The 23,174-nt window shown below is 58.0% G+C and carries 19 protein-coding genes, 4 pseudogenes and 1 riboswitch; of the genes and pseudogenes, 2 read left to right on the forward strand and 21 right to left on the reverse strand.

The window, feature by feature from the left end; all coding sequences use genetic code 11:
• Position 1: 1 nt before the first annotated feature.
• The 6 genes and pseudogenes from HK44_RS02910 to HK44_RS02930 all read right to left on the reverse strand — a co-directional run bounded on the left by HK44_RS02910 (position 2) and on the right by HK44_RS02930 (position 7,320).
• Positions 2–142: a hypothetical protein gene (locus HK44_RS02910; RefSeq protein ID WP_019689262.1), complete on the reverse strand. Its 141-nt coding sequence runs from the start codon at positions 140–142 to the stop codon at positions 2–4.
• A gap of 560 nt (positions 143–702) precedes the next feature.
• A riboswitch (cyclic di-GMP riboswitch) is annotated at positions 703–787 on the reverse strand.
• 143 nt (positions 788–930) lie between these two features.
• The gene (locus HK44_RS02915) at positions 931–3,597 is read right to left on the reverse strand and encodes an EAL domain-containing protein (RefSeq protein WP_019689263.1); all 2,667 of its coding nucleotides are present in this window, start codon (positions 3,595–3,597) and stop codon (positions 931–933) included.
• A 39-nt stretch (positions 3,598–3,636) separates the two neighbouring features.
• Positions 3,637–4,188 carry a methyl-accepting chemotaxis protein gene (locus HK44_RS30375; RefSeq protein WP_431357296.1) on the reverse strand — a complete coding sequence of 184 codons (552 nt, stop codon included), beginning with the start codon at positions 4,186–4,188 and terminating at the stop codon, positions 3,637–3,639.
• 732 nt (positions 4,189–4,920) lie between these two features.
• Positions 4,921–5,217: pseudogene (locus HK44_RS30380) on the reverse strand (PAS domain-containing protein); the annotation flags it as partial.
• A 132-nt stretch (positions 5,218–5,349) separates the two neighbouring features.
• Positions 5,350–5,625, reverse strand: a pseudogene (locus HK44_RS02925) (IS630 family transposase); the annotation flags it as partial.
• 321 nt (positions 5,626–5,946) lie between these two features.
• Positions 5,947–7,320, reverse strand: a pseudogene (locus HK44_RS02930) (IS1182 family transposase).
• 149 nt (positions 7,321–7,469) lie between these two features.
• On the opposite strand from HK44_RS02930, the gene HK44_RS02935 reads away from it, so the two are divergent.
• Complete coding sequence (locus HK44_RS02935) at positions 7,470–8,561, forward strand: IS630 family transposase (protein WP_024264718.1); 1,092 nt, start codon at positions 7,470–7,472, stop codon at positions 8,559–8,561.
• A 44-nt stretch (positions 8,562–8,605) separates the two neighbouring features.
• Here the strand turns inward: HK44_RS02935 and HK44_RS02940 are convergent, their stop codons facing one another.
• The 7 genes and pseudogenes from HK44_RS02940 to HK44_RS02970 all read right to left on the reverse strand — a co-directional run bounded on the left by HK44_RS02940 (position 8,606) and on the right by HK44_RS02970 (position 15,576).
• The gene (locus HK44_RS02940) at positions 8,606–8,845 is read right to left on the reverse strand and encodes a hypothetical protein (RefSeq protein WP_019689269.1); all 240 of its coding nucleotides are present in this window, start codon (positions 8,843–8,845) and stop codon (positions 8,606–8,608) included.
• A gap of 364 nt (positions 8,846–9,209) precedes the next feature.
• Positions 9,210–9,572 (reverse strand): hypothetical protein, encoded by a 363-nt coding sequence (locus HK44_RS02945; protein WP_019689270.1) that lies wholly within the window; start codon positions 9,570–9,572, stop codon positions 9,210–9,212.
• Between the two features lie 711 nt (positions 9,573–10,283).
• Positions 10,284–11,263: pseudogene (locus HK44_RS02950) on the reverse strand (IS5 family transposase).
• Positions 11,264–11,303: 40 nt separating this feature from the next.
• Entirely contained in the window at positions 11,304–11,531 is a 228-nt protein-coding gene (locus HK44_RS02955) for a hypothetical protein (protein WP_019689273.1), read from the reverse strand.
• 550 nt (positions 11,532–12,081) lie between these two features.
• Entirely contained in the window at positions 12,082–14,106 is a 2,025-nt protein-coding gene (locus tag HK44_RS02960; RefSeq protein ID WP_019689274.1) for a DNA topoisomerase III, read from the reverse strand.
• Between the two features lie 400 nt (positions 14,107–14,506).
• Positions 14,507–15,391 (reverse strand): hypothetical protein, encoded by an 885-nt coding sequence (locus HK44_RS02965; protein ID WP_187682477.1) that lies wholly within the window; start codon positions 15,389–15,391, stop codon positions 14,507–14,509.
• A complete protein-coding gene (locus HK44_RS02970) occupies positions 15,388–15,576 on the reverse strand; it encodes a hypothetical protein (RefSeq protein WP_162174760.1) in 189 nt (62 codons plus the stop codon). The genes HK44_RS02965 and HK44_RS02970 overlap by 4 nt, the downstream gene beginning before the upstream one ends.
• Before the next feature lie 422 nt (positions 15,577–15,998).
• Between HK44_RS02970 and HK44_RS02975 the strand changes: the two genes are divergently transcribed.
• Entirely contained in the window at positions 15,999–16,238 is a 240-nt protein-coding gene (locus HK44_RS02975; RefSeq protein ID WP_019689278.1) for a hypothetical protein, read from the forward strand.
• A gap of 204 nt (positions 16,239–16,442) precedes the next feature.
• Here HK44_RS02975 and HK44_RS02980 read toward each other — a convergent pair whose 3' ends face one another.
• The 8 genes from HK44_RS02980 to HK44_RS03015 form a co-directional block, all read right to left on the reverse strand.
• A complete protein-coding gene (locus HK44_RS02980) occupies positions 16,443–16,838 on the reverse strand; it encodes a single-stranded DNA-binding protein (protein ID WP_019689279.1) in 396 nt (131 codons plus the stop codon).
• Positions 16,835–17,350, reverse strand: a complete 516-nt coding sequence (locus HK44_RS02985) for a DUF3158 family protein (RefSeq protein ID WP_019689280.1) — start codon at positions 17,348–17,350, stop codon at positions 16,835–16,837. The genes HK44_RS02980 and HK44_RS02985 overlap by 4 nt, the downstream gene beginning before the upstream one ends.
• Positions 17,347–18,171 carry a PFL_4669 family integrating conjugative element protein gene (locus HK44_RS02990; RefSeq protein WP_019689281.1) on the reverse strand — a complete coding sequence of 275 codons (825 nt, stop codon included), beginning with the start codon at positions 18,169–18,171 and terminating at the stop codon, positions 17,347–17,349. Before HK44_RS02990 ends, HK44_RS02985 begins: the two co-directional genes overlap by 4 nt.
• A gap of 418 nt (positions 18,172–18,589) precedes the next feature.
• Positions 18,590–19,777, reverse strand: coding sequence for an STY4528 family pathogenicity island replication protein (locus HK44_RS02995; protein ID WP_019689282.1), 1,188 nt, complete (start codon positions 19,775–19,777; stop codon positions 18,590–18,592).
• Positions 19,777–20,337 (reverse strand): DUF2857 domain-containing protein, encoded by a 561-nt coding sequence (locus HK44_RS03000; protein WP_024264720.1) that lies wholly within the window; start codon positions 20,335–20,337, stop codon positions 19,777–19,779. The genes HK44_RS02995 and HK44_RS03000 overlap by 1 nt, the downstream gene beginning before the upstream one ends.
• Positions 20,338–20,348: 11 nt before the next feature.
• Positions 20,349–22,073 carry a ParB family protein gene (locus HK44_RS03005; protein WP_019689284.1) on the reverse strand — a complete coding sequence of 575 codons (1,725 nt, stop codon included), beginning with the start codon at positions 22,071–22,073 and terminating at the stop codon, positions 20,349–20,351.
• A complete protein-coding gene (locus tag HK44_RS03010; protein WP_019689285.1) occupies positions 22,066–22,326 on the reverse strand; it encodes a hypothetical protein in 261 nt (86 codons plus the stop codon). Before HK44_RS03010 ends, HK44_RS03005 begins: the two co-directional genes overlap by 8 nt.
• Complete coding sequence (locus HK44_RS03015) at positions 22,310–23,173, reverse strand: ParA family protein (protein ID WP_019689286.1); 864 nt, start codon at positions 23,171–23,173, stop codon at positions 22,310–22,312. Before HK44_RS03015 ends, HK44_RS03010 begins: the two co-directional genes overlap by 17 nt.
• Between the last annotated feature and the right edge of the window lies 1 nt (position 23,174).

Raw genomic sequence — 23,174 nt, forward strand, 5'->3', positions numbered from 1 at the left:
GTTACCGTGCGCCCAGCTCGCAGGCTTGGGAGTTTTCCATCACCGCTTCCAGGCCGGACAGGTTGATCACTGCGGCCCCTTCGAAGAGATGGTGGCGAATGCCGCAGGCGATGGCGGTGGAGTAGTCGGAGCGGTGCAGCACCCAGCGGTCTTCGGTTATCAGTTGTTGTCGCTCGGGCAGGGTCGTGGGGTTCGCAGGTAACTGCCAACCCTACCGCGACCGATCAGAGGGCAGTTGCTCAGTTTTCACCGGGTCTGCCAGGTGCTACGTGCGCTTAAGGCTTCAACTCGCTGGGTAAATCTGAGCTCGGTAGGAGCAACATGTTCAATCGTCTGGTGGAGGCATGGGCTAGCGCCAACATGGAAGGAGCATATGCCATGAGCGAGAGGGCGAGATGCTTGATCATGCGCCACGATCGACTGCACAGTCGTCGCTGAGGCTTGGGGGGCTGAGGCTCGATAACTGGTGTGCAGGTTGACTGCTTTCTTTTTTTGCACCTTTTTTGGGGTGGTCTGGTTCGAGTTGTAGAGTTTCCTCGCTCAAAACGCCCTCTATGAAGTTCAGCCCAAGCAGTTGAGCTAAATCAGATTGAGTAGGTCGTCTGACAGTGCTGCTGGAGCAACCCTCAGATCATTAGCTGCTGACTAGTTATACAGATGAGCTAAGCCCCCGCATGCCACGCCTCTGGAATGAACACTGCTTTCGGTAACCCCGCTGTCATAGGCCGAAGCCTTTAGACCGGAAGTTTTGCGTCCCCGCCTTTCGACGGGTTTGCCATTATCGTATTGCGATCATAAACGAAACTTATAGTTAGATATAGTCGGGTAGCCCCGGGTCATTACTGACCCATGGCCCCCTTTGAAGCGTACGTGCGATTTTCACCGCATACGGCTCAAACCGTTAGTAAGGCTTCCAGGAAGACCGGCATATCAGCATTTCTGCCTCCCTGGAGCCAATACAGTCAGCAACATCGGCTTCATGCTCTCGACTTCTACAGTATTCGTCGGTATTAGGCGCTCGAACTCGATCAGCGGCATGGGCCGGCCAAACAGGTAGCCCTGGAAGCTCCGGCAACCGAGCTCCAGCAGAGCGATGTATTGCTCTTGACTCTCCACCCCTTCGGCAATCACCTCAAGTTGCAGGCTGCTGGCCAAGGCGCAGATGGCTCGAATGATTGCCAGACTGTTTGTATCAGCCGGCAGCTCGCGAACGAAGGACTGGTCGATCTTCAATTGATCTAGGGATAATTGCTGCAAGTAGGCCAGCGACGAGTAACCGGTGCCAAAGTCGTCGATTGAGAAGCGAATGCCATGGGCTTTGAGTTCACTTATGCGAGCAATGGCACCTGGCAAGTCGTCAAGCAGCAGCGTCTCGGTCAGTTCCAGTTTCAGTCTGTGCGGGTCTGCGCCACTTTGCTCCAAAAGCTGGAGCACTCGCTCGACAAAATTTGTTTGATAGAGGAGCCGTGCACTTAAGTTGACGGACAAACTGAGTGATGCCATGGCCGACTGGCGGCGCCACAAGGCCAGCTGACGACAAGCCTTCTGCAGCATTTGTAAATCCAGTGTCTCAATCAAGCCGGCGTGCTCAGCCACCTCAACAAAGGCAGCTGGACTCAGCAGACCACGCTGAGGGTGTTGCCAGCGTGCCAATACTTCAGCGCCAAGCAGACGACCTGTGTCATCTAGCTGCGGCTGCAGATAGGGTATGAACTCATCAGACTGCAGCCCCCGACGGATATCCTGTTCCAGGTTCAGGCGCTGGATAACCGCCTCCTGCATGCGCGGATCGAAGAAGCGCACCGTATGCTTGCCCGCAGCTTTGGCCTCGTACATCGACAGGTCAGCGCGTTGCATGAGTTCATCTATTGAACAAGACCTGTCATTAAACAGTGTCACGCCAATACTGGCACTGCTGCGCAGTTCTAGCCCGTCAATCTGGTACGGCGCGGCCAGTGTAGCTAACAGTAATGTGGTGACGTGCTCGACCTGCATGGCAGCCTGTTCGGGTTGCTTGTTGAGATGCTCAAGCAGCACCACGAACTCATCGCCGCCAAGGCGTGCCACGGTGTCACTCACCCGTACTGCACCGTTGAGCCGGGCAGCGGCCAGGCACAAGACCTTGTCACCCATATGATGCCCATGCAGATCGTTGATGTTCTTAAACCCGTCGAGGTCGAGAAACATCAGCGCGGCACACTCGCCACTACGCACGCAGCCATCCAACGCGTGCTGCAAGCGATCGAGCAGAAGGCTCCGATTGGGTAGGTCGGTTAGTCCATCAAAAAAGGCAAGGCGCTGGATACGCTCCTCGGCCGCCTTACGCTCGGAAGTATCGTCAATTGATGCGACATAATTGATGACCTGCCCCAGGGAATTTCGCACCGCACTGATCGACAGCCATTCGGGGAATATTTCTCCGTTTTTACGCCGATTCCAGATTTCACCTTGCCAGCGATCTACCGCCTTGAGCTGTTGCCACATGCTCTGATAAAACGCCAGGCTCTGGCGTCCAGAGTTGAGCAGGCTGGTTCGCTGTCCAATAGCTTCCTCGCGACTGTAACCTGTGATAGTGCTGAAGGCCTGATTGACCCGCAGGATGCGGTTGAACTCGTCGGTGATAATCATGCCCTGCTGCGTTTCGAAAGCGGCGGCTGCGATGCGCAATTCATGTTCGGCATTGACCCGCTGGGTTATATCGCGGGCGAGTACCACCACTGCCTGCTTGCCATTGAGTTGAATATCCAGGCGCTGGGCATGGCCCTCAAGCACCTTTATGCCGTCTGCACTCTGCCGAGTGTATTCGATGAACTGCGGTTCATCACTAGCGAGGGTTTGCTTGATAAAGGCCATAAAACGCTCGGCTTCGCGTTGAGGCAATACCTCCTGCACGCGTTGGCCGATACGTGCGATCCAGGCATCAGCGTGCGCCCATTCCTTGGAAGGGGTCACCTCTAAATAGAGACCGTCTTCATCCAACACTAATAGGGTGTCAGGGATCGCCTCGGTGATTGCGCGTAGGCGCGACTCCCTCAGTTGCAGCGCAAGCTCTGTTCGCTTGCGCTGCGCGACCTCTTTGAACATCAGGCCAAGCACAACCGTCGCAATTGGCATGACCAGTAGTAAGGGCACAGCCATCTGTTCGCGGCTGGATGCCGCTTGTGTTGCAGGCAACAACAGCCAGTCCAGAACTGACATAAGTAGACCAAAAATCCAAAGTTGCCAGGGATCGATGCGGAACGTGCCACGCTGAAAAAAATGCCGGTAGGAAAGGCCAAGCAGTATGGACAGGCCGATCTCAGCCAAGCCATAGGCCATACCGCTGCCGCCCATCCATAGCCGGTAAATGCTCGCAATCACGCCTGCGACGCCAGCTACCAGCGGCCCGCTAAACAGCGCGACCATACTTAGAACCACACTGCGGCTATCGAAGAATATGCCGGGCTCTGGCGAGATCGGGCTTAGCATGCCAATCACACAGGTAGCGCCAAATAGCAGGCCTGACACCAGCTGTATGGCCGTGCTGTGCTCGTCCCTGCACCGCAGGATGAACGCATGTAACCAGCACAATGCCAACAGCAGAGCGGCGCCATTCATAAAGTCGATAATCAAGACGAGACCCCTTCCATAGGACAGCTACCTATTGAACCGTTCAACCAAGGCGCGTAAACCACGGGATGTAGCTTCAAGCTCGTTGCCACGAATGACTGCTGCGTTAGCATTTTTAGCTGTTTTATCGACCGTGCCTGCAACGTTATTGATCTGCCGAGCAATATCTTCCGCGACATGAGCCTGCTCTTCTGAGGCGGCTGCCATTTGCTGACTCATGTCACTGATCCGCTCAACCGCCTCACGAATACCTTGAAGAGCGCCCTGTGCTTCTATAACTTGCTGTACGCCATGATCGGCCTCGCGGATACCGATTCTGGCAATGCTTACAGCTTCATCCGCCCCCTTTTTAAGGGTTTCAATGACACTTTGAATTTGTTGAGTCGACACACGTGTTTTACCGGCCAAGGCGCGGACCTCATCAGCCACCACCGCAAAACCACGACCCTGCTCACCCGCCCTGGCCGCTTCAATGGCAGCATTGAGGGCCAGCAGGTTGGTTTGATCCGCAATGGATTGAATCACTCCCGCAGCGGTCATGATTTGCTGGGTTTCATTGGCGAGGTGATCCACAGCCATACTGATATTGGTGACCGTACTAGCCAGCAGTTGAATAGCCTCTCGGGAGGTCCCGGCGACTTTGTCGCCTTGTTCAGCCAGTTCATTTGCTGTTTGCGCCTCAGTGGCGGTTTGTTGAACATGCCCCGCCACCTCGCTGATTGAGGCAGCCATTTCAGTCATCGCGGCTGCCGTCATATCCGTTTCGGCCCGCTGCTCCAGCAAAGTCTGTTCGGTTTGGTTGGAGAGCAAAGAGGAATGTGCTGCTGCCTCAGCCACTTGGCTTGCTAGATCGCTCAGCCGAGTCAGGGCGGTTTTAAGGCGCGCATCCTCACTAATCAGTATCATTTCCAGCTGCGCCGAAGGGCCGTAGATGTCGCTGTAAGTCAGAGCGCTAATCGGATCACTAAAAGCGTCAGGAGCGCATTTCATGATTCCATTGAGCTGATTTCCCTCTCGCGTATATGACCCCCACCCTACAGCGAGGAAGAGTGCGACGATTACCGCTTGGGCGGCCAGACTCGGCAGCACGCTAGCCGCACCAATAGCCAGCGCAGCCGCAGTTGCGGATAAGGCCATTCTTCCCATAAAGGCAGTAAGGTGACGCTTTTTCGGAACGGCTTTTTTTCCAGCACGCAACCGCTCATACAGTGTTTGTGCGCGCTCAATTTGCTCGCGAGTCGGTTTGACTCTAACGGACTCGTAGCCTGTCAAACGGCCATCTTCGACAATGGGCGTCACATAGGCACTGACCCAGTAATAGTTACCATTTTTACAGCGATTTTTGACGATGCCCATCCAGCTTTTTCCAGCCTTCAGGTAGCTCCACATCAGTCCAAAAACGGCAGGAGGCATGTCGGGATGACGAACTAAACTGTGCGGGCTGCCGACCAACTCCTCACGTGAATAGCCGCTTATTTTTGTGAATTCGTCGTTGCAGTAGGTGATTTTCCCGCTGGCATCCGTCGCTGAGATCAAACGCTGCCGAGCCGGAAAGGTTTGCTCAACAGTGGTAGTTGTTCGAGTCGCTCGCAAGGCCAATACCCACAAAAAATATAAGTAATAGCTATTATGCCACTATCAGCGAGCCCCTTAGGGAACTAAAAGCGCAAAGTGTCTCCGACAAAGTGAGCGCACAACAGCGCCTATCTGTGCATCAGCGATGACTATTGGCCTGAGCGGTTAATTCATTAATTTATTTTTTATCACGCTCAGCTTCGCCTTATGTACCGAGCGAATGATTACCTCAGCCGTTTTATTCCGCTTGAACGGCTTGGCTGAGTGCTCATTGTGAGCCTCGATAAATTGGCGGATAGCCGCCTTCAGGTCGGCGACGCTGGTGAAGGCACCCCGGTACAGCGCTAGTTTTTCCAGTTGTGCAAACCAGCCCTCCACGGCGTTCAGCCACGAAGCACTGGTCGGCGTGAAGTGCAGCTTGAAACGCGGATGTTTGGGCAGGCGGTGTTCTTCCACCGAACAAGTTATCTCTGCAAGTCGGCTACCATGACCTTTGTGGATGGCAGTCATTGCTTTGGCTGCAGCCAAAGCTAAGTACAAACACTGGATCACGACAAAAAATAAGTGATGGGGCACCGTGTCGATGCTCCCCCTGGCATCAGCCAAGGGCAGTCTATCGGGCAGTGTGCGCCTAGCAGCCTGTCGGACTTGAATTCATGAGCAGGGCATCAATAGTGAGGCGAAGCAATTTTCCTCACTATTTAGGTATTTCCAGGAATTTTTGCCCCGGGCTTCCTGGGTGCGAGCAGATTTAGCCCATTCTTACCCGCATTGGACGGATTTGTGGCGCATAACGGCCATGCGTTTCAAATTCCAGGCCAGACAGACCAGGCGCCATTCCCCGTTCACCTTGTCCTTGCCCCGCAGCAGGAACTGACGGAAGCCCATGACCGATTTGATGATGCCGAACACCGGCTCCACCGTCTGTTTGCGCAGGGCATAGAGGCGGCGCCCCGGCTGAGTCTTGAGCTTGTGCGCCATGCGTTGCTGGGCCGTGGCATCGGCGTCGAGCGGCGGCAGTTCCGCGAAGCGCGCCCGCCAGCCGGGGTGGTGGTCTTCGCGCGCCACCGCCAGGTAGGGTTCGATTGCGGCCGCTTCGCAGGCGGCGATGTTGCTTTCGCTGCTGTAGCCACAGTCCCCGAGCAGCGCCTGCACCTGGCCCAACGAGGCCGGCAGCGCCTTGAGCTCGGCCAGCATGGGGACAACTTGTTGCTTGTCGTTGCCTGCTTGAGTGAGGCCCTGCGCCACTATGAGTAGCGTGTCGGTATCCACCGCAGCCTGGGCGTTGTAGCACTGTTCGAAGCAGCCGCCGGCCACCCGCATGATGCGCGAGTCTTCGTCGGTGAGGTAGATTTGGTCGTGCGCCATAGGCCCTTCCACCGGTGCGTTGGGCGGCGTGCCGCCGGGCTTCTTACCAGTTTCTGCCGTACGCGTCGCACTCTGAGCGAGTTTTTCCTGGTCGATGGCCTGATCCTGCTCGAAGCGCACGCGGGCGCGCGCCTCGATCCCGGCCTTCGCCGCAGCCATGGCGACCAATCGATCTTGCCGGCGTTTTATCTCGTCCGGCAGGTCAATGCCATCGGAGAGTTCTGTCTGGTCGGCGCTTTCTGCCAGCGCCAGGAGCTCCTGCACTTCGGTCTTGAGTTAGCGTTCGAGTGCCTGGATATGGCCATAGGAAAGTGCGCTGTGGCGTGAGGCATTGGCATGCAACTTGGTGCCGTCGAGGCTGATGGTGCCGAGCTTGAGCAGCTTCATTTCCCCCGCCAGCTCCAGCACCTGGAGGAAGAGGTCGGCCAACTCGTCGAGGAAGCGCCGGCGGAAACTGGCCAGGGTGTCGTGATCGGGGTGGCTGCCGGCTGCGAGGTAGCGAAAGGCGAGCGAGTCGTAAGTGGCGCGCTCAATCTTGCGGCTGGAAAAGGTGCCGGTGGCATAGCCATAGACCCGTAGACTGAGCAGCACCTCGGGGTGATAGGCGGCGCTGCCGCGTCCGCCATAAACCCGGGTGAGCGCGCTCAGGTCGAGCCGTTCGATGGCTTCGAGAATGAAGCGGGCCAGGTGATCTTCTGGCAGCCAGTCATCCAGCGATGGCGGGAGCAGGTAGTCAGTCTTGCGGTCGATCGGGCGAAAGCGGTTCATACGGAGGCATCGGCTGGGCGGGGCCGCGATTATCCTGGAATACAGCGATTAAGTCCGACAGGCTGCTAGTATCATGAGCGTGTAATTCGTTTATCTAAACACATATCGATATGCTGACCAGACTTCGACGTCACTGAGCAGTCGTGCACATGGCCAAGCCCGCCGCCCCATTCGTTTTAACGCCACCTGACCACGCCACACTACAAGGCTGGTCACGGATGGGCTCGCTGGCCCAACCTCTCGGGCAGCGGGCCAAAATTCTGCAGTTGTTGGCTGATGGATTAACCCCCAAAGACGTCAGCGCTCAGCTACAGATCTCGGCGCCGGTGGTGTTCAAATGGCGAAAGCGTTATCTGGAGGCGGGTCTTGAGGGCTTGAATGACCTGCCGCGAAGTGGCCAGCCTCGCAAGCTCAGCACTCAAAAAATGAAGGAAATTCTGACCCTGACAACCCAGCGCGTGCCTCGCGAGGCGACGCATTGGAGTGTGCGCCTGATGGCCAAGTATGCCGCCGTTACGGCTTGGCAGGTGCGACAGGTCTGGGCCGCTTCCGACCTCAAACCCCATCGTTTGAAGACCCTCAAGATCAGCAACGATCCGCATTTTGCCGATAAGGTCGTCGATGTCGTCGGGCTTTATCTGAACCCGCCGGATAACGCCCTGGTGCTGTCGGTTGACGAGAAAACCCAGATCCAGGCCCTGGATCGCACCCAACCGATGTTGCCGCTACGCCCCGATCAGATCGAGCGACGCACGCATGATTACAAGCGTCATGGCACCGCCAGTCTGTATGCCGCTTTTGACATCCTGACGGGCCAGGTCATCGGGCGGATAACCCTACGCCACCGGGCCAAAGAGTTTCTGGCTTTTCTGCAACAGATCGACCGCGCTACGCCCGCAGCGCTTGACCTGCATGTCATCCTGGACAACAGCTCGACTCACAAAACCCCGGCCATCAAGCAATGGCTGGAGAACCACCCGCGTTTCAAATTGCACTTCACACCGACCAGTGCGTCGTGGCTGAACGCCGTGGAAGGCTGGTTCGCGCAGCTGGAAAGACGGGCGCTGTACCGGGGCGCCTTCACCAGCGTGGCCGACCTGAAGGCGGCTATTCGTCAATTTATTGAGGCCCACAATGACCTTTCGGCCAAGCCCTTCCGGTGGAATAAAACGGCTGAATCCATCATCAACTCTGTAAACAAAGCAAAGCTGGGGGCGATAACGAATAAGTTATTGAATTAACCGCTCGGGACACTACCCACAGTGCAACTCTGAAGCAATAAGCGTTAGATTAACTTGCCGGTGTCGTCAGTTAGAAGTGCGAACCCCGCCACCCATATCACAGTGCCCGCAGTAAAACCGATACTGATGGGGAATAGAAGCAAGTCTGACGCGAAAGTAAGCAGCAAAATTCCGATGATTACCGTACCAAAACAAAAGCCCAACCAAGCTATTTCAACGGCTACTGCGCCCACAAATACGCCGAGTCCGCACAACAGTATGACCAGGCCCAATAATTTCTTCATCGTTGCAATTCCCTATTTTATGACGCACATCCAATTTAAGGTGATGATGGCGTAATGCTGGCCGCCTGCATATGGCGGTCAGTAAGCGTTATATCAAACTGACCGCCATTTGCACCAGACACTGAGCAGCTTCAAACGAAGATAGCAAACAGGCAGTGCAATAGCCCCATGGATCGCAAAAATAATAATTAACCACAACAACGAACCCTGATGATTAACTTGCCCCAAATCAATCAGTGAAGCGACTACAGTTGAGCATATTGCCGCCGACTTAATGTATGCACGAGGCTCTGCCGTGACTAGCACTCCGAATATCTCCGCAAGTACCCATACCACTATCAGTAATACCAATTCAACTACCATGTTATGCACCCTTACTTTCTTTAAATCCGGCGGCTATCCAGAACATAATCCAGGCTAAGGAGTGTATGATTGACGCGCCCAGCAAAGTGACCAAGGGTATGGCAAAAAAATAGGCTACAGCCCAGCCATACATAGCCTGACCATGCTTAATAGTTTCTGGCGAATGTATAATTGTTGCATACGTACCTACACTTTCCCTAGCTGACTCATACATAGCCGTACTTAGCGCCTCATAAAACAAGATAAATATACCGGCAAAGCAATATAAAGCAGCAGCAAAACGAAGTACTTGTACTATCCGCCACGCTCCTTCGTTCTGAATCCACACGGGTTTGTTTTTGATAAAGCAGAGCACTTTGTTCATAGCTCCCCCGTATCAGCTGCTACACATGGTTTCGGCGCCGGTGCAGACGCGCACCCCGCCAGTCCCAGCACCACTGCCAACACCATCAGAATTCTTTCCATGCCCCAACTTCTTCCGTTCGGTTACCTGACGTCAGTGTAGGTAGCTCATTGCCATATTACACATTCTTGGAACCCCCCATGACCCCTACCTATTGCCGCAGCAACGGCCTGATCCAGTACCGGTGAAACTGCCTGAGCTAATCCCTGGCGGGCATTTTATTCACCCTGTTTGTACATTTTGATGAAGGGGAGCAGGTCGCCGGTCTCGTTGCGGGCCACCAGATGCCCATCCTCAAATGTCAAATGTGCAGTCATGTTTGTTGTCCTCAGCAGGTAGTTGAAAGCACACCAACTCTAGGATCACGACCAGTCGAGGTGGAAAATTTTCTTGCTTGTCGCAGAATTCCTAAGTTATGCGACACGCATTCTTATCCCGGTTTTGCGGCTTTATATCTGTCGCATGTATCTGTCGCAAGTGATGCGTTACTTGCGATAAAAATGCGACAGGTGAAGCATGACAGCTAAGGATGGTCTGAAGTAGTCACGCTTTTCTGGCTGACTTCAGCCTCCGCTGATTTTGAAAACGGCGAATCGACCAAAACGATCAGATCATCCGCTTATTTCTGAGCTTTTAGCCGCCGCGAGCACCTCGCAACGGTCATTTCCCACATTACAGGCGCACCTCTCCTGTACTGGTCAGTAAATGTCGGCGTGCCATCCACAGATTCGACAGAGCGAATAGCGTCACCAGTTGCGCGGTGTTTTTGGCCAGGCCACGGAAGCGCGTTTTCACAAAACCGAACTGGCGCTTGACCACCCGAAACGGGTGCTCGACTTTGGCGCGTACCTGGGCCTTGGCCTTCTCGATCTTGCGCTTGGCTTTGTATAGAGCGCTACGCTTACCCAGCTTCTTGTAAGTACTGGCGTGCCGCGATCTGCCAGATCACCTCGCGCCCATCATGCTCGGTACGTTTCTCGACGCCGGTATAACCAGCATCGGCGCAGACCACGTTCTCCGCACCGTGCAGCAGTTTGTCGACCTGAGTGACATCCGCCACGTTGGCGGCTGTGCCCACCACGCTGTGCACCAGACCTGACCCGTCATCCAACACCGATGTGCGCTTTCATGCCGAAATAGTACTGGTTGCCCTTCTTGGTTTGGTGCATTTCTGGATCGCGTTTACCGTCCTTGTTCTTGGTCGAGCTGGGCGCATTGATCAGCGTGGCATCGACAATGGTGCCTTGGCGCAACGACAACCCTCGGTCACCCAGATAGCCATTGATCACGGCCAGGATGCCGGCAGCTAGTTCGTGTTTCTCCAGCAGTCGGCGGAAGTTGAGGATGGTGGTTTCGTCGGGAATACGCTCTAGATTCAGCCCGGCGAACTGCCGCAGGATGGTGGTCTCGTACAGCGCTTCCTCCATCGCTGGATCGCTGTAACCGAACCAGTTCTGCATCAAATGTACACGCAGCATCGTCATCAACGGATAAGCCGGACGACCGCCTTCACCCTTCGGGTAGAACGGCTCGATCAGTTTGATCAAGCCGTTCCACGGCACCACCTGATCCATCTCGATCAAGAACAACTCTTTGCGGGTCTGCTTACGCTTGCCTGCGTACTCGGCGTCAGCGAAGGTCATCTGTTTCATCGGAAAACTCGGCGGGTGGAGTCCTGGTATTTTGCCAAAATCAGGAAGTCTTCTTCAGAATTTCCCTAACAATGGTCATATCGCCTAGATTCGGGACCTGCGGGTGGTGGTGGTGGTGGTGGTGGTGGTGGTGGTGGTGGGCGAGGACGGCGCAGTGAAGGGTTCGATTTCCGAGAGCTAGGCTGGCGTTGCCCAAGGGCCGCCAGGCCAAGCTCACGGCTTCGATGCCGCTGCACACATTGCCGTACTGAAGGGGTGGATGGTTCATGTGTCATCTCCTGCCCTGGTTAGCGCAAAGGCGCCTAATGCCGCCCGGCCCGCGGGGCCGGTGACGTGCAAGCTGAGGAAGGAGAGGAACAAGGCGCTGGAGGCAGTACGCCTCCAGCGGGGAACAGGGATACCACCTGTGGCTGTCGCAGGGACTCTGGCCGTCGTCAACGCCTGTCGCTGGAGCAGATCGCACCCGACCCGTTTCGTGGCTGGGGTCGATATCTTTCGGCGCACATCCGCGCACAAAAGGAGCCCGTTGTTTCACCGGCGGGCACCGGGGGAGAACACCGTCGTCCCCGAAGGGTCTCCTGGCATCTCGCGCGCAAGGCGCCAGGAGACCCTTCGGGCCGGACGTAGAGAGTGCCGATCAGCAGGCCGTGCATCCGGCCGGGCAGGAAAGCACCTTCAATCCTCCCGACGACACGAGCCGCTGGAGAGGTACATGCCATTGCAGAAGGCGGGGCATGCTTGGGATGCCCCGCGGGTAGCGGGGCCATGCCTGGCAACCGCTGGAAAACGCGGCTGGGGCAGGACGTGTCTGGCAGGCGTCAGGAAGCTCTGGGAGCGGTCCGCCGCTTGCGCGAAGCGGCTCGCTTCCCACCGGACGATTCGATTGCTACGGTGCCTTTACAGTCGGGATAACGGTTGCACGACCAGAAGGGGCCGGTTATGCCGGTTCGCTGGCGTGTAGCTCCGCCGCACAGAGGGCAGCTAGGGCCTTCCGGGATCCGGATAGCCAGGCTGGTGCCGCTGTACTGCTGGATCAGTCGCGTGATCCAGGCCGACTGTTTCGCAATGAAGGTGTCCATGGTCAACTGCCCAGATTCGATCATGTCCAACGCCTGTTCCCAAATGGCGGTCGTGCCCGGGTCGGCGATGGCCGCAGGAACTGCGTCGATCAGGGTGAAAGCCGCTTCGGAGGCGCGGACGGATCGACCTTTTTTGACCAGGTAGCTTCGGCTCAACAGGCCGTTGATGATGTTTGCACGGGTGGCCTCTGTGCCGATGCCCGTGGTTTCCTTCAGCTTCTGTTTCAGGCGTGGGTCGGTCACCAGTTTGGCGACACCCTTCATAGCTTTAATCAACTCGCCCTGCGTGAACGGCTTGGGCGGCAGTGTTTTCAGCGCTTTCAGATCGACCGAGCCGACCTGGCAATGTGAGCCCTCGGATAGCGGCGGTAGGATCTGGCTGCGTTGGGCGGGCTCATCTTCGGCACCGTCGGATATTCCTGGCCCGCTGTTGATTAGCGCCAGGCGCCATCCCAGGACGGCAACCTGCTTACCCGTCGCCTGCAGTGTCTGGCCACCGGCTGACACCGTGGCGACTGTTCTGTCGAACTCATGGTGAGGTAGAAACTGGGCCAGGTAATGCGAACGGATGAGCCGATAAACGGCTTGCTCCTTCTCCGACATGGCAGAAAGGTTGGTCGGTTCCAGCGTGGGAATGATGCCATGGTGAGCAGTGACCTTCGCATCGTTCCAGGCACGTGAGCGTTGGGTGCGGTCGAGTTGGTCGATCAAGGGGCGCAGGCCGGAATCGGTGGTAAGCATGGCGTTGAGCACTGTCGGCACTTCGGCCAACATGCTCTCCGGCAGGTAGCCTGAGTCCGAACGGGGATAGGTGGTCGCCTTGTACGTCTCGTACAGCGATTGCGCGATGTCCAGTGTCTCCTGAACGTCGAGAGCAAACTGACGCGAGCAGACTTCCTGCAGCGTGCCGAGGTCGAACGGGAGAGGCGCGACTTCGCGGACCCGCTCGGTTTCCACCAACAGCACCTGCGCCTCACGAGCGCCGCCGATTCGGCTTACTGCCTGCTGGGCAGTGCGTTGGTCCAGGCACCGACCTGCAGCATCGGTGGTGGCATCGGGCGGCATCCAGTTCGCGGTGAAAGAATTGCCGGCGTGCGATAGCTGCACTTCGACGGACCAAAACGGAACAGGCACGAACCGGGCGATCTCGCGGTCGCGATCAACCACAAGACGCAGCGTGGGCGTCTGCACACGACCGACTGAGAGCACGCCCTGGTAGCCGGCTTGGCGGCCGAGCACCGTGAACAACCGGCTGAGGTTCATGCCGATCAACCAATCGGCGCGAGAGCGGGCGAGTGCCGAGTAATACAGCGGCAGGGTCTCATTCGAAGGCTTGAGCGCGTCCAGTGCCTTGCGAATGGAGGCGTCATTCAGTGCCGACAGCCACAGCCGTTGAATGGGACCACGGTAGCCGCATAGCTCGATGATTTCGCGGGCGATCATTTCGCCTTCGCGATCAGCATCGGTAGCAATCACCAGTTCGGTGGCCTGGCCGAGCAATTGTTTGACGACCTTGAATTGCGCGGCAGTGGAGGCCTTGACCTCGCTGCGCCAGCGCTCGGGAAGAATGGGAAGCTGTTCAATGGACCAGCGCTTGTACTGCTCGTCGTACGCTTCCGGTGGTGCCGCCTCGAGCAGATGGCCGATGCACCAGGTCACGACAATTCCTGGTCCGTTGTAGCAGCCAGTTCCGCGCTGTTTCGCACCCAGCACACGCGCGATGTCTTTGCCCTGCGAAGGTTTCTCGCACAGATACACGCGCATGCAGCCTCCTCGGAAATAGCGTGGTGTCCATCGAATGAGCACCAGCATGTCCGGGGAGACCACGAGAGACCGCAAACAAGGTGGACTCGACAATGACCGGCTTGTTGGCCCTGGGAGGCAGGATTGCGGCAGTTGAGCTCAGAGTAGTTGAGGCGATCGTCAGAACAGACGCTTCGTTTTGGGCGCACGCGTGGAACTCAGTGGACGTCCATGGCGCTATACCCTGGGTATAGTGGTGTCCGGTGCAGGCATGTGCTTCACCGGTTGACAGGCGCTGGCGCATTGAAGGCGACCATCGGTTGCTACAGCCGCCCTCGGATCAGGCATCCGGTTCTTCACGCCACTTCAGGTAGTCACCCACACGAAAGAAGCCAGCAGCGGCCGCATTGCGCTCAAGCGTCTATGCTGTCTCTCCGGGACGATTCAGTGCCTGCAGGTCTTCGGAGAAATGCGCTGTCGGGCCATCACAGGAAGCTCCTTGACGACCGTCGGGCGGGCCGACCTCTTCGAGGTCACAGTCCTCAAGCTCATCATCGCCAGAGTACTCCTGGTCGTCAGCCTCCCAGGGCTTTGCAGCCCACAGGGCATGAAGCTCTTCATCGCTCAGATCCTCGCGCAGCAAGTAGCACAGTGCGTCAGGATGGAGCTCTTGGACCTGTACATTGAACAGTGTGGCGAATCGACGCCGTGCAGCCTCTTTGGCCCCGGCCTGGGCTTTCTCATAGGCTTCGATCTCGGCCCAATACGTGGCCTCTTCCTCGTCGTACTGGATCTGCGCTGAGGTACATTGCGCCGTGTCAACCCGGTGCTGCGCCTCGATGAGCTTCTGGTCAGCCTCGGCACGCGTCAGGACATTCGGCCAGTTGGGTGCCGGGGAATCGGTGCCAACCACAGCAAGAAGCGTGTTCTGGTAGTCGATGAAGGCCATGTTTTCGTCAGGAACCGGGTCGACGACGACAGGATCGTTGCTGACATCTTCGATGGTCGGCGGAAGGCCGCGTTTCTCCCGACCGCTGTCGGCACGGTCGACCAGATAACGTTCACGCCAGGCCTCGCCACGCACGCGTTTCCCATCACCCTCCAGGCTCGTGGTGTACTTCATCAGCCACATGTGCATGTAGCGCTGGCGTTGCTCGCTGTGCTGCAGGGCGAGGTCATGGAAACGCTGATAGAACGCTTCATCATGGCCGCAATCGAGGCTGTCGCCTTCGTGGGCAACTTCGTGCTCGATGAGAGAAAAAATATAGGCAGCGCTCCTGAGTGGACAGGACTTGAGCCGCTTCACAAGGGTGACGTCGACGGCGATGTAACTGCTGCCGTCGGTCCACGCCTCAGTGATAGATGCACAGAGCTGGCCCTGGCATCGACCGAGTTCATCAGCAACTCGATGAGGGCTTTGCCGATGGAGCCCGCCTGGCTGCAAATGATGTGATGGATGATCTGCGGATCGAGCTCGAATGGCAGACGCATGGACCCTCCTTGTAGCGTTAGGTCAAGATATTGATGAATACGCCGTCCATTTCATTGCCGATGCGCAATGAAGAGCCCGGCATTCGACCTGTGCGCCGGGAGAGGATGGACACGCGACCATTGATGCCGGTGATTACCGGGGTTGTCGAAAACCTAACCGAGCCATCGCTCGTCCGTATTCAGCGTGAGTGGGCGTGATCAGGCGATGTTTGCAGTGTGAAATGGTGTGCTCAGGAGAGGATCGAGCAGGTCGTGAGTCGAAACATCGGGGGCATCGTCATGTACCGCGGACAGCAACCTCAGTGGACGTCAGTGGAGCAACTTGAGATGATTCAGACCCAAGCGGGTGGGTGCAAAGTGGCGAGACAGCGAGTAATGGCCATTAAGCTGCCCCCTGATCAGCCGAAGAAAGACACTATGCAATGGGCCAAGCGTTAGTGACGATTTGCAACGAGAGTGAGGTGATGGCGAAGACGCTTACCGATGCATACCTGGTGCTGCTGTTGGCGGCGACCATCCACGGTACGGATGCCGCCGTGCGGGATACGGCGAAGCGCTGTGCCAAAACGCTGCCGAGAAGCAGGCGGGAGGTGATGTACCAGATAGTCGACAGCAAGGATCCGCTCAAGCTTGTGTTCCATATCGCGGAAAATCTGGACTGATGTGGCAAGCGAGAAGCGTCTGCAAGAGTAGCCGGAAGCCATGAGGCCGCGAATGGAGGCCGTAGGTTGGTTCTCCGGGAGCTTCTCCATGTGCCGCGAACTGTGGATCTCAGTGGAACGCCATGGACGCTGGCTGTTGCCCGGTGAGCGACTGGTGGTTGGCGCAATCGCTCAGCGGGAAAGGTGCATGCAGGGCGGGAATGATCACTCGTTCTCGGCTGGCTCCGCTGCCGCGGGCTTGGCCCCGAGCACGACAGACTCAATGCGATAAGGCAGGATGCCAGCGCGGCGCGCTTCGATCTTGAAGGTCACACGCTCGTTTTCGTCCGCATCCTCCCAATCGTCTTTCACCGCCCGACCTTCGACCAAGACGCGCATGCCCTTCTGGTACAGCGCGGCCCAGCGCTCGGCGTCGCGATGCCAGATCTCGACCGGCGCCCAGAACCCGCCGCGATCTTCAAAGCCCTCCTTGGTAGGCACGGGGTTGTCGAAATAGACATTCAGGCGCAGCAGCCTGCGCGGCTCATTGTTGCCGTTCGGAAACTCGCGGAATTCTGGCGCAGAACCGATGTTGCCCTCGCCGTAGAAATGCGTGCTCATGAGTGTGACTCCTTGGGGTTGGTGGCGCGGACACGCCGTTGGTAAGCCCCCTCGGCATGGACCAACTTGCTGGCGCACTCCGAGGTTTGGCGGGCGATGCTGTGAGTGAGGCTAATCTGCAGGTTCAGCACGATGCGCTGCACCTCGATGGTGTAGAGGTCGTCGATCAGCGATGTCGGTGTGTCGGGGCTGGCAAGCAGCTCCTCCCACAACGCCGTACCCATGCGTGAGCGATCTAGGTTGCGCCAGCGCAGAAAGGTCGTGCCTGCGCCAGTGGTTTGCTGGGCCAGTTGCACAGGAAGGAGGTTGAAGGGGTGACTGCGGGCCTGCGACAGCACCTTGCGCTGCGCCAGTCCGATCAGATCGTCCCGCAGTGTTTCGCTCTGGCTGGCCCAGGTCGCAAGCTCCCCATTACCTTTAAAAGGCTTTAAAAGGCCTTTTAGGTAGCCTGCGTGTTCCAGCCTCTGGAAGTCCGCCTGTTCCAGTGCCAAGAAGCGGTTGGATGCGGTCATGCTGGTTCGTCCTCACCGTCGGCGGGCGCAGGGGTGTCGTCCAGGTTCTCCTCGTTTGAAGCAGCTGGATCAACGGTGCTAGTGTCGTTGGCTGGCGCAACCTCTGAAACCGTCGACGTGCCTGGAGCGGATGCCAGAGCAGGGCGACGGAGAAGCGGCGGTGCAAAGCGTGAACGGCGCGTGCCGTCGAGCACGTCCTGCGGCAGTTCACCGTATTTCTCCAGGGCGGCACGGGCCGCGGCGTTGTTTGCGGCGAAATCATCGCGCTTCGTACCGGAGTAGCGGTACTGCTGCGCCAGGCTGAAAAGGCTGCGCAGCGCATGTGCGCCTTCATTGAGCCAGCGTTCCAGGGTGCTGCGGTCGATCAGGGCGGTGTGATGCGCCAGGATCAGGCGCCGGGCCAGGTCGTCGTAGTCGGCCAGCAGATAGACTGCCATGAAGCCAAGCTGGGAGGCCACGAACAGGGGCAACTTCACCGGTTGGACGTTGAGGTTCTCACCCAGGCTGAGTGCCGCCGGTACATCGGCCAGCGCCTGATCAACCTGTTCGCGTAAGGCCTGAAGCTGTTCTTTGGTGGCGCTGAGCTTGTCTTCGATGCGCAGCATCCACCAGTCGGAGTAGGGATCGTCTTGCTCAGAACCTCGCTTGAGCTTGGTCATGATGGCGACAAAGCCGTTGAGGCCAACAATGCCGGGCTTGCCTTCGGAGGGCGCACGTCCGTGCCAGATACGGGACGCATGATGGGTGTGCAGCGTCAGCGACATCGCGCTGCGCAATGACCCAAGGTTCAACTGCAGGGAAGATTCGGGTTCGGTGGCCATCGTGACGACTCTCGGTGAGGAAACGAGTCGCCAGCATCGGCATTGACCGGAAGGGTGTCAGTCATCAAACCGCACCGCATGACCGCCTGTTTGTGAATTCGCACTGCCGCAGTGGAATCTTGCACCTCCCTGCGGATGAGAGGGTGGCGTGAGGCATTCTGCGTCCGTTGCCCGCCACCGTTGCCGGAAGGCAGCCTGTTCAACTATACCAGTGGTATAGGCGACGGTGGCCTTCGGTGGACTCTTCAGGCGAATGACTCTGCGGCTGGAGGTGATGCATTGAAGGGAAGGCAGTGTGTTCAACTATACCAGTGGTATAGGCGATCATGGACGTCGTTGGACTTGCTGGCAGAGGTATAGGGCAAACCCTGATGTTGAGCATTGGCAAAACGCCATTGATGCCCCGTGGGTGCTGCTTTCACCTGCCCAGCAGAGAGCGCAGCCGTGCGATGTTCTTTCGGGCGACTTCAGGGTCGACAGCCTGCGTTGGCGGTGGCTGTGGGGGCTGGCTTACCGGGGGGCTGGCTGTCTTCTGACCGACCCAGGCGTGAAACTCACCCTTCATGGCCTTCTGAATGATGCCAAACAGGTAGCCCGCAGGGTTACGCACTGAGCTTGCCCGACAACGTGCATCCCATTCGTCGAGGATGGCTTGGTGCAACTCGGCATCCACAGGCTGCAGTGCGGTCAGCGCGCCTGATTGCTGCTCTGCTTTGAGTGACAGGAAGCGTTCGGGTAGGCGAAGTTTTCCCCGCTCGCGCGGTACTGTACGTACTTCTTTTAATTCTTTTTCTTTACGTACAGTACTATCGGTCTTCGGATTCCGAAGTGAGTCGGTTTTACTGGGTTTTACGCCTGCTTCGGATTCCGAAGTCGGGGGGGTAGGATTCCGAAGTAAGTCTTTGGGACCTTCTTCGGATTCGGGGTCATCCCCAGGTTGTGGATAACTTTGCTCTTCGGTCCAGCCTTGCGCCGCCAATCGCTGCGACAGCACCTGGAGCCTGCTCGGCAGTATCCGCCCGCTGAGCAGCGGGTCGTCGGCCATTTCTTTGAGCGTGTGCACACCGACACGCTGGACGGACTTGCTGGCGTGATTCAATGCCTGGCTGACCAGACCCAAATAATCCGGGTCGAGCTGAATGGCTTCATAGGGCGTCAGGGGCTCGTCGTGCAGCACATAGAGATTGCCCTGTATTCGTCCTGTTTTCGGATCACGACGGCGCCTCACCAGACTGATCCAGCGCGTCAGGCGCAGCAACGTTAGCGCCCGCGCGACGGTCTCATGGGACGCACGAGCCGTGCACGGCATTGAGGCCAGATAGGGGCAGAGCTGATCGTAGGTGGGGAAGGCGGTGACCCCGTCATCGTTGAGCAGCAGACGAAAGACCTGCCAGGCATTTCGTTCAAGCGGGGTCAGCCGGTTATCCAGCAGCAATGCACGGGGCACGCTGTCATGGCGGTTGCCGCTGAAGATGAATCCATCAGAGGGAGGGGGTGCCGGAGTCGGCGCCGGTGTTGTGTCCGGGGGAGGTTGCATGTGCTGCAGTGCCTGGTCGAATAGCTCCCCCAGCGATACGGGGCCGCGTGAATGACGTGGACTGCCCATCAGACCAGCCCTTCATCAATCCACCCTCGGATAGCGCTCCAGATCACTGAGATGGGCAGGCCCGTGCATTCGGCAAGATCGGCGGTAATCGCAAGCATTGCCATGTCGTCGTTCAACGCGGTGCCACGTTCTTTGACGGTCGCTGACCAGCGATGCCAGAGATCAGCGTCCTGTTCTTCTGACAGGACCGGATGCCGGCCCTTGCGTTTCGGTAGCCCGATGACGTCGCGCCTAAGGGCGATTTCCTGGTGGGTCAAGCCGTAGAACTTGCTGATGAGCTCCGTACTCGCTCCCAGCCGCAGAAGCCGATCGATTTCTTCAATCTCCCGGGTGACATCATTCACCTGGCTCAAGAGATGATGCAGCACCTCCTGGTTCACGCTCACTGAGCACCATTTAACGGTTGCGTTGGCCAGGAGACTGGCCATGGCCGGGTGCTTGAGTGCCTCCAGCGCCGTGTCGTCGAACCCCATGGATTTTGCCCGGCGTAGCTGGCCGTTGCGCAAATCGTGGAGCGCTTGCGCGATCACTGCCTGATTGAGCGGATGGGGGTCGGGCATGGCGGCCGTCCTCATGATCCGTGCATGGCGGTGTCGCCATCAGTGATGCCGGCCTCGATGTCCAGCAATCGCCTGGCAAGCCTCAACAAGCGGAAAAGCTTCACCAGCCCACTGTCGCTCAGACGCACGACCTGCTGTGATGAGGGCGTACGCACCTGCCCCAGTAAAAGAGCGCCCAGGTCCTCGGCCAGTTGTGCTGTGTTGATGCGTACAGGCAACGTGCCGACCGGCTGATAGGGGGCGCTCAAGGCATGCAGCAGTGACAGTAACGCGCCAGGGAGATTTGATGGCATGTCCAACTCGCCAAACGTTGGTGTGCAGGTGAAGCCGATGCCCTCGTCGCAGGTGACGATGCCATCATCCAGACCCGCTTCGTTGGCGATCTCACGCGCGAATTGAGCGATGTGGATGCGCAGCCGATCGGGTGTATCGAGGCTGGGATCGATGTACCAGACATCCGAGATCGGATAGAGACCTCCAGCCTGGACAGGGATGGCCTGCAGGACGTTTGTTCCGAAATCAGGTGGTGTCTCGCCGGTGTGGTCAGCCACCAGTCGCTGGATCGACTGCAGGCGATCGGTGGTCTCGGCCGGCGAAACGATATGTTCCTGAAACAAGACCGAGCGATCGTCCTTGTCCTGTTGATCCTCAACCGCGTCGGCCGGAGGGCGTGCTGCCGACTCACCTTGGAGCGTATGGGGCTCGCTTGCAGATGTTCTGGATGTCTCCGTCGTCCGCGGTGTGGATGCTGACGGCGGCGGTGCGACCGTCGATGGCAATGTTGGCTGGCTCGTGGGTGCCTGTCCGGTAGTCGCCGTGCTGGACGTGTTGTTGGGGTCACTATTCAGCAGTTGCCAGCGCTTCTCGGAATCGGTGATCTCGAATGCCAGCGTGTCATAGTCCACCCCGAGCAAATCGGCCATTTGACCGATCAGCTCATCCTGTACTCGCTGCGCCGCAAAGCTCCCTGGGGAGTCAAATACCATCAGGACGTCCTGGAACAGCGTCGCAAAATCAATGCTCGCACTGTTTCTGGTCATGCGCGCATCCCAGATCCGGGAACCGGCCCTACGCAGGCTGGTCAGTTGCTCGACTTGGGGGCGTCCGAGGCCGGCATAGAGCACGTTCGGTATCGCTGGCAGCAGGAACTGGATGGCCTCCTGCATGCGGCTGATGTGGGGCTGAGGCACGGGGTAGCCGTCAGTTTTGAGACGTCGGGCAAGCTCTGACTGCGACAGCGATTTACCATCCTCCTGCTCATAGAGCTCACGGACTTTCTCAACACCAAGGGCACGTTCGATAAACGACAGGCCGCCATGAAGTTCGTTTTCTGCCAGATGTCCCGTCAGGGCAACGATCTCACCGCGCTCCGGCCATGGGCGGAACAGGCAGCCGATACGGAAGAATCGCTCGTCTTTGCTCTCACTCCACAGATCGCGCAGTATCGCCAGGCGCGTGTTGCCGCCGTTACGAATGATGTAGTGATCGGCACTGGGGCGACGGGTGATGGGCGGCGGGGCATCCAGCCCACGCTGGCGGATGGACGCTTTGATCTCCTCGTACAGCGGATTGCGCGTCAGCCTTGGATCGAGCTCATAGGAGCGCAACTGGTCCAGCGTCACCACCATTGGCGTGTCGGCGATCGGATCGCTCATCGAACTCGCTACCGGGCCGTTGCGTGTGAAACCATCGCTCAGGAGCTTGCTGGCGATGTCTTCTGGGGAGGCATCAGTCATGGTCGGCTCCCTCTTGATCGGGGTGCTCGACCACTGTGGCGTGACGTTGTGCGCGCCGCAGCATGGCGCGCGCATTGCGTTCTGCCCGGTGATCGCTGGCTGTCGCGCTGGTATAAATCGGCGGTAAGCCCGGCTTGACGAATTTCAGGTGCCCGCCAGGTGTTCGGGAGACATTCCAACCCTCGCTCAGGGCATGTTCAATCAGTGGCAGTAGTCGCTTGTGGCCACGGGCCAGTTCATGGGCGTTCAACATGAGAATGTCTTCCCTCAAACTTCCCGGTGACCAGGGCGAACTGTTCCTGCCATTGCGGGCACAGTTCGCTGGCCAGCCCGCGGACAATGTCCAGTGCGGCTGCCGCGACTCGGCCAGTGGGCCGTCGGTGCTCAACCCGGTGGACCGGCAAACCACGCGTTGCCGCTCGGGGAAATGCCTCGATTGCAGGAATCTCGGTACGCAGGACGTGAACCCCTTCCTGATCTCGGTAGATCAAACACAGTGTCTGCTGGATCAGCTTTGCATTGGCTGACACAGCAGGTACGCGGTTGAGCAGGAGATGAAGGTGTGGCGGGTTAATGCCCAGATGCCTATAGGGGGCGATGTCTTCGATGAGCTGCAGAGTGCCTCGGCGCATTTCACGAGCGGCGAGGATTTCGGGGGTGACGGGCGAGACCGCCTGTTCGGACGCCAGCACGGCCATCTCGAGCAGCACACTGCGAGCGCCTTGAGTATCGAGTAGCACCAGGTCGTAGTGCGGCTGAAACACCGGTAGCAGGTGCCGCAGTCGAAGCCGCCCATCCGGGGCTTGCAGCAAGAGGGTGTTCAACTGCCGATGCGCGTCATTGGACAGAATGACGTCCAGCCGGTCTATGACGGTGCGCGATACCAGCCGCGCAATGTCGCGCTCGTTGAATGCCAGCAGCTCATAGATCCCGCATGGAGCGCGACGGGCAAGCTCGTAGTAGGATGACAGCGTCGGCTGCATATCAAGATCGAGCAGCAGAACCCTTAGGCCGGCATCGGCGATAAAGCCGCCGAGGTTCGCGGCTACGGTGGTTTTTCCTACGCCGCCTTTGGTCGAAATAACAGAAATCACCTGCATG

Source organism: Pseudomonas fluorescens HK44, assembly GCF_000217955.3.
GTDB classification, from domain to species: Bacteria; Pseudomonadota; Gammaproteobacteria; order Pseudomonadales; family Pseudomonadaceae; genus Aquipseudomonas; species Aquipseudomonas fluorescens_AQ.